Raw genomic sequence first — 9,951 nt, forward strand, 5'->3', positions numbered from 1 at the left:
ATTTTCTTTTTCTAGTAGATGTTCAACTCATACTCCTACTTAATTTTCAACTCCAACTCCAACTCCAACTCCAACTCCAACTCCGACTCCCACGGAAACTCCGACTCCGACTCCCACAGCAGCACCGACTCCGACGCCGACTGCTTCGAGGATTCCGACTCCGCCGACAGTTAGCGTGCCTGATTCGCCCCTGCTGTCAATTAGTTCGATCCCCCCGACGCCGACTCCCGGACTATTGCCAATGCCCGGCGGGCAGATGCCGATATTCCCGACGGTGCCGAACCCGATACCCTTACCTCCTACACCTTTTGGGTTCTAGGTGCGATCGCCCAGATCAGTTATGAGTTTGTGATTTTTACATAAACTCATAACTCAAAACTCAAAACTATTTAACGTCTTGTGGAGTCTCGGCCGAGTCTTCTGGCAACTCGGCTGGAGAATCTTCTAGGGGAGATAATTGTTGGGTGTACCCCAAGAGCGATCGAAGTTTCATGCGGTGGATGTAAGGCCAGCCACCATTGGCTTCAATATTCTTGAGTAGTTTGTAAAGTGCTTGGCGGTTGTCGGGAAAAGACGCTTGAAACAAACCGTCCCGAATTTCCCGGTGCGAAGCTTCCAGCGTCCGCAGCAGGGCCAAAAGCAGCAGACTGTCTCCCTGACAACTTTCGGCTAAAGTCCGAATCGCCTCTGTCAGCGATTGCATTTGAGACTGCAACTTTTCTGACTCTAAATCTTTGCCGTTGTCCATACTGCTGCTTCCTTTGAAATCTACAAGGCGTTTGTCCCCAGCCTTTTGGTCAGCCGACTAATCGAGCTAGTCGCGATCGCCATTCGGGGTCATAAGCAAAGTAACTTAAGTAGGTTGACTTAAGCAATATTAATTTGCAGTCCAAGCCAAGAAAAGAGCACAACCCGTCGTACCATGTGTATTGGGCTGCGATCCGAACATGATTGAGAAATCATAAGTTCTTGCTTATTTTCACTGGACTAGCTTGATTTTTTGAGTCAATGTCGGTCTCGGTGAAGCGAGCGATCTGGATCTAAATGCTGCCCAAAGCGCTGGCGTAGCCTGCCGGCGGGCAATTATATTTTGCTCGAAGTAAGGCTTTTTCTTAATATAATCCGATGTTGGATATTGAGGTTTGCAATGAAATATCGTGCTTTAATTGTTGCACTTTTAGCATTTTGCATGAGTGCGCTGGTTGCTTGTTCTTCTGCTTCTGACACGACGGTGGCGACTACCGAGTTGCTCACCTACGACGAGATTAGAGGTACTGGATTGGCTAATAACTGCCCTAGCTTGGCAGAAACTTCTCGGGGATCGATCCCCCTCGAAGCGGACGGCACCTATAAACTGACTGGTTTGTGTTTGCAGCCCACAACTTTTTTTGTGAAGGAAGAACCAGCAAACAAACGCCAAGAGGCGGAATTTGTGCCTGGTAAATTGCTGACGCGGTTCACGTCGAGCATTGACCAAGTTCAAGGTACGCTCAAAGTCGGTACTGACGGAACTCTGACTTTCACAGAAGAAGACGGCTTGGATTTTCAAGCTATTACGATTCAGTTACCGGGCGGAGAGCAAGTACCTTTCTTGTTTACCATTAAACAGCTAGTGGCCAGTTCCGAACCGGGAGTGGTTGCTATCAATACTTCCACCGATTTGCGAGGGGACTTTAACGTTCCTTCTTACCGCAGCGCAGGCTTTTTAGACCCTAAAGCTCGCGGGGTAGCGACTGGCTACGATAATGCTGTAGCGCTTCCGGCTACTGACAATTCCAAACTGAACCGCTCTAATGTAAAGCTGGCTGACACCCGCACCAAGGCAGGCAAAATTTCTCTCCAAGTTGCTAAAGTCAACAGCGCCACTGGCGAAGTTGGCGGGATTTTTGAGAGCACGCAGCCTTCTGATACTGATTTGGGAGCTAGACCTGCTCTGGACGTGAAAATTCGGGGTTTGTTTTACGCTCGCATTGAGCCTTCTGTATCGTAAAATTGGGTTTCTGGATAGATCGAACTTGAGCAGTTTTTTGCCATAAAGCTACTGCTCGCCCTTCATTAGCCAACAGTCTTGACCAATATAAATTAAGACTGTTGACTAATGACTAAATTTATGATTTGATTGTGATTAGTCGCAAGTGATTAAGTTTGGATTTTTTATTAATTAAAGTATTGTATTTAAACAGCTTTCAGATTATAATATAGTGGTAAAAAATCCTGGTTAAATTCGGGATTGTGCCGAAAACCTTCTACCTGGTAAAATGCTGCCTTCTGCCGAAGGCCTTCGGATCGTCGCCCTAAATCCCTGCACCTTCCCAAAATTCAAAAGGTGTGTCCGCTATCACACCTATTAAGTGCTAGGATTACACTACCTAAAAGTGAATTATTTTAGACTGTATTGGAAACTCGATCTAAAGCAACCTCAGTCCTCTCCTCTACCAACCCTTATGCCGCTATGTCTACCACAGTGCCCAACGATCTAAAAAACGAAAATTTGCAATTGTTGCGCGAGTACCAACTTTCGGGATCGAATGAAATCCGCAATCAGTTAGTTAAACTGAATATTGGACTGGTGAGAAAAGAAGTTTACCACTGGCTAAACCAGTGCGGTGAAAGCTACGACGATTTGCTGCAAGTAGGGTGTATTGGGTTGATCAGGGCGATCGAGCGGTTTGATATGTCGAAGGGACACGCTTTTAGTTCCTTTGCAATTCCCTACATTCGGGGCGAAATTCAACACTACTTGCGGGACAAAAGCCCTTCTGTGCGATTTCCCCGGCACTGGCAGTCCCTGGAACGCAAATCTGTAGCAGCGATCAAGGATTTGCAGGTGCAGTTCAACCGCAAACCTACGGATGCTGAAGTAGCAGCGGTGCTTGAGGTTTCTGTAGAAGAATGGCAAGAAATTAAGTTGGCCCATCTCAACAGATCGCCTCTGAGTTTGGACGCGCCGATGCAAGATGAAGATGAGGGGGCTACTTGTCTCGGAGAATTGGTTCCCGATACCAAGTATCGGAGTTTTCAGTTGGCGCAAGAGGATCAAATTCGCGTACAGCAAGCTTTGGCTATGTTGGAACAACGGACTCGCGAGATATTGGAGTTTGTTTTTCTCTACGATTTGACGCAGAAAGAAACGGCTGAACGCTTGGGTATCAGTGCGGTGACTGTTTCTCGGCGAGTTAAGAAGGGGCTGGATTTGCTCAAAGAGATTATGACTAAACAGCTTTAGTTATTAGTCATTAGTCATTAGTCATTGGTCAGCAGTAGTTATACCAATTCTGAAAAGTAGTGCTAGATATAAATTATCAGCTATCGTCTGTAGGGAAACGGCACTGCCGTGTCCGGCCGGTGGTGAGAGCGAATGAATGATAATTTATATAAGAGAATTACTGTAGCAATACTTTTTAAAATTGGTATCAGTCAACAGTCAGCAGTATTCAGTCAACAGTCAATAGTCAACAGCGATCGGTAATTAGTCAGTTGCTACCAAGAACAAATAACTAATGACTAATGACTACTAACTAATGACTAATGACTACTAACTAATTTTTAGATGCTGCGGACAAATTTATCGAGCCTTTCTACGGCTTTTTTAATTGTGCCTAAATCGGTGGCGTAAGACAAGCGGATGTGGTCGTCTGCACCAAAAGCAATCCCCGGAATAACTGCTACTTGCTGCTGTTCTAAGAAAGCGTCGCAAAATTCCAGAGAATTCATTCCTGTTTTGCTGATGTTGACAAACATATAGAAAGCACCGTCTGGTTTTATGCAGCTAATTCCGGGGACAGCATCGAGCAATTCAAATATTACCTGACGCCTTTCGGCAAAAGCTTGACGCATTTTTTCTACAGAGTCTTGGCTGCTTTCCAAAGCTGCGATCGCGCCGTACTGTGCGAAAGTACACACGTTTGAGGTACTGTGACCTTGAATGGTGCTGGTGGCTTTGATTAATTCGATCGGCCCGGCCAAATAACCGATTCGCCAGCCTGTCATCGAGTAAGCTTTGGCAAAACCGCTGCTGATCAGGGTGCGATCGAAGATTTCTTGACCCAAGGAACCGATGCTGACGTGTTGGGCGCCGTCATATATAATTTTTTCGTAAATTTCGTCAGCAACGACTAGAATATCTCGATCGACTATCACCTCGGCCAATGCTTTGATTTCCGCCAGAGTGTACACCATTCCCGTTGGGTTAGAAGGCGAATTCAGTACAAATAACTTGGTTTTGGGAGTAATCGCTCGACTCAGTTGTTCCGGTGTAATTTTATATCCTGTAGAAGCATCTGTCCGTACAATTACAGGCTTGCCGCTGGCGAGTTTTACCATTTCTGGATAGCTCAGCCAGTAGGGAGCAGGGATAATTACTTCATCCCCCGGATCGATCAGAGCCATCATCAGATTGTAGAGCGAATGCTTGCCGCCGTTGGTGACGATGATATTTTCAGGTTGATAGTTAAGGTTGTTGTCGTCGCGGAGTTTGCGGGCGATCGCAGCTTTTAACTGCGGTTCCCCAGTCACAGGGCCGTACTTAGTCTTCCCCTCGTCTAAAGCTTGTTTTGCCGCTGCTTTAACGTGTTCGGGGGTATCAAAGTCTGGTTCTCCCGTACTCAAACTACAGACATCAATCCCTTCGGCCTTCATGGCTTTAGCCTTAGCTGCGATCGCCAAGGTTATGGAAGGAGGAACCTCGCCCACTCGTGCTGCCAACTTAATCATTGGATTTTAGATATTAGATTTTTGACTTTAGATCTTAGGGTGACAAATCTTGATATTCAACCCTGTTGTTAGGGAATTATGACATTTGTTTACATAGTACGTAAAGGATTAAGCAATTAAAGAATAAAAATTAAAGAAGCTCTTAGTTTTAATTTTTATTTTTAATATTTTAAATTTTGACGTTATTATTGTACCATTTTTGATGCCTCGTTACCCTCAACGCCGATTTGCAAGCTTATGGATCTCAAATCTCTGATTCGCGACATTCCTGATTTCCCAAAGCCGGGAATTCTGTTTCGAGACATTACAACTTTGCTGCGCGACCCGCAAGGTCTCAGCTACACCATTGACAGCTTAGCCGAAAAATGCGCTGAAATGTCTGCTGACTATGTGGTGGGCATGGAATCCCGGGGCTTCATCTTTGGCGCGCCTTTGGCTTATAAAATGGGAATAGGCTTTATTCCTGTCCGCAAACCAGGGAAACTGCCAGGTGCGGTTCATTTTGCTGAGTACGAATTGGAATACGGTGTCGATCGACTGGAGATGCACCGAGATGCGATGACATCCGGCAGCCGGGTGCTGATTGTGGACGATTTAATCGCCACTGGCGGAACGGCGGTGGCGACGGCTAAATTGTTGGAGCAAGCTGGGTGCGAGCTTGTCGGTTTTGCTTTTATCATTGAATTGCAGGCTTTGGGCGGCAGGGAGAAATTGCCGGATGTGCCGATCGTCACGCTAGTTGAATATTAGTTAGTTAACTGCTGACAGTTGACAGTTGGCAGTTGACAGTTGACAGTTGACTGCTGAGTAAAAACTACTGACAAATAATATCCTTGACCTTTGCATCGGAATTATTCATCTCTCTCTTCTCTGACTCTGCGATCTCTGCGTCAATAGCGGTTAAATCATTCCGATGCAACCGGAATTAATATCATTCACAATTCTTCAATTCTTCAATTGTTCAATTCAAAAATCTAAAATCTAAAATCTAAAATCTAAAATCCTATGACTTCTATTAAATTGAATCGAAATTGGCGAGGGTTGAGTTCTCTGTTTGGTGGCGAGACATTTACTTATGTTGTCAAGCGACTGTTGCAGGCACTTTTAACCCTATTTTTGGCATCGGCTCTTTGTTTTGCAATTATTGAGCTAGCACCGGGAAATTACTTGGATACTTTGAGCCAAAATCCGAAGATTTCGCCGGAGACACTCAAGCAACTCGAACAGCAGTTCGGCTTAGATAAACCAGCTATTGTGCAGTATTGGCTGTGGCTGCAACAAATTGTAACGCGGGGGAATTTTGGCACGAGTTTTGTGTATCAGCGATCGGTAGCGTCGCTGCTGTGGGAACGGGTACCGGCGACGCTGTTGATGGCGATCGCATCTATGTTTGTGACTTGGGCGATCGCGATTCCTTTGGGAATTGTCGCGGCCGTCAATCAAAACCGCACAGTCGATCGAGTTTTGCAAGTAGTCAGCTACACCGGACAGGGATTTCCCAGCTTTATTACAGCTTTGTTGCTGCTATTTTTTGCTCAAAATACTTCGCCTCTGTTTCCCGTCGGAGGAATGACAAGTATCGACCACGCAGACTTACCTTGGTGGGGTCAAATCCTCGATTACTGCTGGCACTTAATTTTGCCAACTGTCGCCCTCAGCGTTACTGGTTTTGCTGGTTTGCAAAGATTGATGCGCGGACAATTGTTGGACGTGCTGCGTCAAGATTACATCCGAACAGCGCGGGCGAAAGGTTTGCCGGACGATCGAGTAATTTACATTCACGCTTTGCGGAATGCTGTTAATCCGTTGATTACGCTATTGGGTTTTGAGTTTGCTAGTTTGTTGAGCGGTGCGTTTATTGCGGAATTTTTCTTTAATTGGCCGGGATTGGGAAAGCTTACTTTGGAGGCGGTGAACAATCAAGATTTGTATTTAGTAATGGCCAGTTTGATGATGGGTGCAACCATGTTGATTGTGGGGAATTTGTTGGCGGATTTGCTGCTGAAAGCTGTCGATCCTCGGATTAAGCTCGAAGATTTGAAATAGTAGACTTAACTCAGTCAGGACTTACGCAGTGAGAATGATTTTTTGTCATTTCAATCCTTCACAAGGCTTCAGGACTGTGAAGGATTTCAAATCCTTATAATTTAGAGAGTATAGAGTATAAAGAAGATCCCAGAGAAGTGGTTGATGAACTAATTTTTTTGGTAGCGAATGAAACAGTCAGTGACTTCAGGGAAAACTTGAGTCTACATTAGTCCTTTTTCTACGAGAATCATGAATCGCAATCCGGTTTCAATACCTCCCTTGCCTCAGAGTCTTTCTTCACAAGAAACCTGGGGGTTTGGCTTTAGTGGGTTGCTTTTATGGTTAGGGACTGCGCCTGCGATGAATGCCGCACTAGGTCCGCAGGCGATCTGGGTTTGGTTGCCGGGAACAATCATTAGCATGATGCTAAACCTGCAAGTTAAGCGGTTAGGGACTTACTTCCCAGAGGTAGCTGGAGGCACCCCAAACTATACGACCCGCTTGCTCCACCGCTTGCCAAACTTGGCTCGCTATGGGGCGATTGGTTATATGTTCGGCTGGGCGTCTGTGCCAGCCATGAATGCGATCGTTCTGACCGATTTAATCAAAGCGAATCTGACGCCACTGGGGATTACCTGTCCAGAGATCCTATTCAGAATTGGGTTTACAGTGCTGCCGTTCATCGTTGCTTTTAGTGGAACTCGCACGCTAGGTATTTTGCACTCTTTCTTTATATTTCCAGCGATCGGGTTTCTTCTCACCTTTTGTATCCAAGGCATGGCTTGGTTAAGTTTTGCTCCCGCTAGCCCTGGGGTGCTGCCCGATCTGGGAGCAGGCGTTTCTCCGATCGATTGGATGAAATGGTTCTTTATCGCCGTCTATGCGGTTTATGGTGGCGAAACGGCTTCTTCATTTGTGGCAGATAGTCGCCAACCCAGCGTTACCCTACGGTGCTTGCAAGTGACGACGGGATTGCTTCCGATCGTCTATCTCGGCGGATCGTGGGTTTTGATGCGGTTAGCCACAGATCCCGGCTTAGGGGATAGCGCCTACCTCAATCTAGTGGCAGCAACCCAACCCTTCTGGGGCACATTCGCCCCCGCCCTCGTCACCTTTCTGATTGCGTCAGGATGTCTCCTCAGCTCTGCGACTGCTGTTTCTAACAGTCCCCGGATTTTGTATCAGTTAGCCAAAGATGGCTACTTACCACCCGTGTTTGCCGTGCTGTCTCGCCGGGGAGTGCTCGAACCCAGTTTGATTTCCACCCTCGGGCTGAGTCTGATTTGCCTGTGGTGGGGCGATGTCGCACGGGTTGTGATGGTGGGGGGCACCGGCTACCTGAGTTCGATGATGGCAATTCACTTAGGCGAGTGGGTCAGCCGGCGACGACCAGAAACCAGATGGCCCTGGTGGTCGCTGGGCTTCTTTGGCCTTGAAGCGGCTGTTTTGGTCGTGGGTGGGTGGGCATGGAGCTGGCAGGACTTAGCCATTGGCTTACTGCTACCTTGGCTGATTGGCGTGGCAGGCACTCAATTACCGCGCCTGAACTTCCCGCTGTTCCATCCTGATGGGTGGATGCAACGGTATCACCAGCAACCCGATACCAGCAAAACAGATTGGTTGGCATTTCAGGTCACGATCTTAATTGGTTTAGTGTGCAGTGCGCTGAGTATTGGCTGGTGGGTGAGAGCGGGTTTAGAGCGGGTGGGTGTGGGGCAATATGTGGCGTTGTTTAGCATTTTGTTAGTGACGGTTGCCTTCGTGGGAGTGGCGATCGCCTGTTGGACCAGTTTGCCTCAAATTGCTGCCATTACTGAAGCCCGAGAGCAAGTCGAACGCACGCTGCTGGAGTTGCAACAGACCCAAACGCAACTCGTGCAGGCAGAAAAAATGTCAAGTTTAGGGCAATTAGTGGCAGGGGTCGCCCATGAAATCAATAATCCCGTTAATTTCATCCACGGCAATCTGACCCATTTGCGGGAGTACACGCAAAATCTGATGGATCTGATTGAACTTTACCAGCAGGAGAATCCTAATACGTCTCCCGATATTCAAGCTATGGTGGATGACATCGATTTAGAATTTTTGCAGAAAGACCTACCGAAAACCCTGAATTCGATGGAGATTGGCACCGATCGCATTCGTCAGATCGTGCTGTCATTACGCAACTTTTCCCGTCTTGATGAAGCTGACTTTAAAACAGTCGATATTCACGCAGGGATTGACAGCACCCTCCTGCTTTTGGGAAATCGCCTCAAAGCCAGAGCCGATTTCCCAGAGATTAAGGTCACTAAGGACTACAGCCTCCTACTCCACGTTGAGTGCTACCCCGGACAACTGAACCAGGTGGTGATGAATATTCTGGCAAATGCGATCGATGCGCTCGAAGAAAGCGGTAGCGGGAAAACCTATGCACAACTCCAAGCTAATCCGGGGCAGATTAGGATTCGCACGTCACCTATCGAAGCTGATTGGGTAGAAATTGCGATCGCTGACAACGGTGTTGGTATGTCCGAACAGATTCAGCAACGCATTTTCGATCCGTTCTTTACCACCAAGCCTGTGGGAAAAGGGACAGGCATGGGGATGTCCATCAGTTATCAAATCATCACAGAAAAACATCGTGGTAAGCTCAAGTGTTTTTCTACGATCGGGCAAGGAACTGAGTTCATAATTCAGATTCCCACCCGGCAACAATTTCGTAAAGCTGTATAGAACTAATTAATTTTGTACTCTCGGAGTGTTTTATGTCAGAAGAACAACCAAACGAATCAATTAGTTTTAGCCGCTTTGCGGACTGGTGCAGGTATATTGACAGTCTTTCAGAAGAGGCAAGGCACACAGTTAAAATGTTGTTAAAAAAGGCTGGCACTGATGACGCACAAGAAGCGGAGCAGATACTTTCAAGCATGACAACACTGCATCTCAACAGCAATCGAATTACCGACATCAGCTCCCTCGGTTCGCTCACCAATCTGACAACACTGCATCTCGACTACAATCAAATTACCGACATCAGCTCCCTCGGCTCGCTTACCAATCTGACCGCACTGCATCTCAACTACAATCGAATTAGCGACATCAGCTTCCTCGGTTCGCTCACCAATCTGACCACACTGCATCTCTGGGGTAATAGAATTACCGACATCAGCTTCCTCGGCTCGCTCACCAATCTGACCACACTGAATCTCTGGGGTAATAGAATTACCG

The 9,951-nt window shown here is 46.9% G+C and carries 8 protein-coding genes; 6 read left to right on the forward strand and 2 right to left on the reverse strand.

Annotation, left to right across the window (positions count from 1 at the left end; genetic code table 11):
* Window positions 1-385: 385 nt before the first annotated feature.
* Window positions 386-748 (reverse strand): hypothetical protein, encoded by a 363-nt coding sequence (locus tag E5S67_RS19030; protein WP_172189867.1) that lies wholly within the window; start codon window positions 746-748, stop codon window positions 386-388.
* 399 nt (window positions 749-1,147) lie between these two features.
* Here E5S67_RS19030 and psbO point away from each other — a divergent pair, with 399 nt between their 5' ends.
* A complete protein-coding gene (psbO, locus tag E5S67_RS19035) occupies window positions 1,148-1,990 on the forward strand; it encodes a photosystem II manganese-stabilizing polypeptide (protein WP_172189868.1) in 843 nt (280 codons plus the stop codon).
* Between the two features lie 462 nt (window positions 1,991-2,452).
* Complete coding sequence (locus E5S67_RS19040) at window positions 2,453-3,226, forward strand: RNA polymerase sigma factor SigF (protein ID WP_172189869.1); 774 nt, start codon at window positions 2,453-2,455, stop codon at window positions 3,224-3,226.
* 320 nt (window positions 3,227-3,546) lie between these two features.
* Here the strand turns inward: E5S67_RS19040 and E5S67_RS19045 are convergent, their stop codons facing one another.
* Window positions 3,547-4,713, reverse strand: coding sequence for a pyridoxal phosphate-dependent aminotransferase (locus tag E5S67_RS19045; RefSeq protein WP_216670576.1), 1,167 nt, complete (start codon window positions 4,711-4,713; stop codon window positions 3,547-3,549).
* A gap of 237 nt (window positions 4,714-4,950) precedes the next feature.
* Between E5S67_RS19045 and E5S67_RS19050 the strand changes: the two genes are divergently transcribed.
* From E5S67_RS19050 to E5S67_RS19065, 4 genes are all read left to right on the forward strand, one after another.
* A complete protein-coding gene (locus E5S67_RS19050; protein WP_172189870.1) occupies window positions 4,951-5,463 on the forward strand; it encodes an adenine phosphoribosyltransferase in 513 nt (170 codons plus the stop codon).
* A gap of 255 nt (window positions 5,464-5,718) precedes the next feature.
* Complete coding sequence (locus E5S67_RS19055) at window positions 5,719-6,759, forward strand: ABC transporter permease (protein ID WP_172189871.1); 1,041 nt, start codon at window positions 5,719-5,721, stop codon at window positions 6,757-6,759.
* Between the two features lie 231 nt (window positions 6,760-6,990).
* Window positions 6,991-9,456 carry an amino acid permease gene (locus tag E5S67_RS19060; RefSeq protein WP_172189872.1) on the forward strand — a complete coding sequence of 822 codons (2,466 nt, stop codon included), beginning with the start codon at window positions 6,991-6,993 and terminating at the stop codon, window positions 9,454-9,456.
* 32 nt (window positions 9,457-9,488) lie between these two features.
* The coding region (locus E5S67_RS19065) for a leucine-rich repeat domain-containing protein (RefSeq protein ID WP_172189874.1) at window positions 9,489-9,951 on the forward strand (463 nt) is incomplete at its 3' end.

This window comes from Microcoleus asticus IPMA8, from assembly GCF_013179805.1.
GTDB classification, from domain to species: domain Bacteria; phylum Cyanobacteriota; class Cyanobacteriia; order Cyanobacteriales; family Microcoleaceae; genus Microcoleus; species Microcoleus asticus.

Excerpts from the sequence above, each read along its gene's own strand:
- E5S67_RS19030 (WP_172189867.1), bottom strand. The coding sequence starts at position 748 with ATGGACAACGGCAAAGATTTAGAGTCAGAAAAGTTGCAGTCTCAAATG.
- psbO (WP_172189868.1), top strand. The coding sequence starts at position 1,148 with ATGAAATATCGTGCTTTAATTGTTGCACTTTTAGCATTTTGCATGAGT.
- E5S67_RS19040 (WP_172189869.1), top strand. The coding sequence starts at position 2,453 with ATGTCTACCACAGTGCCCAACGATCTAAAAAACGAAAATTTGCAATTG.
- E5S67_RS19045 (WP_216670576.1), bottom strand. The coding sequence starts at position 4,713 with ATGATTAAGTTGGCAGCACGAGTGGGCGAGGTTCCTCCTTCCATAACC.
- E5S67_RS19050 (WP_172189870.1), top strand. The coding sequence starts at position 4,951 with ATGGATCTCAAATCTCTGATTCGCGACATTCCTGATTTCCCAAAGCCG.
- E5S67_RS19055 (WP_172189871.1), top strand. The coding sequence starts at position 5,719 with ATGACTTCTATTAAATTGAATCGAAATTGGCGAGGGTTGAGTTCTCTG.
- E5S67_RS19060 (WP_172189872.1), top strand. The coding sequence starts at position 6,991 with ATGAATCGCAATCCGGTTTCAATACCTCCCTTGCCTCAGAGTCTTTCT.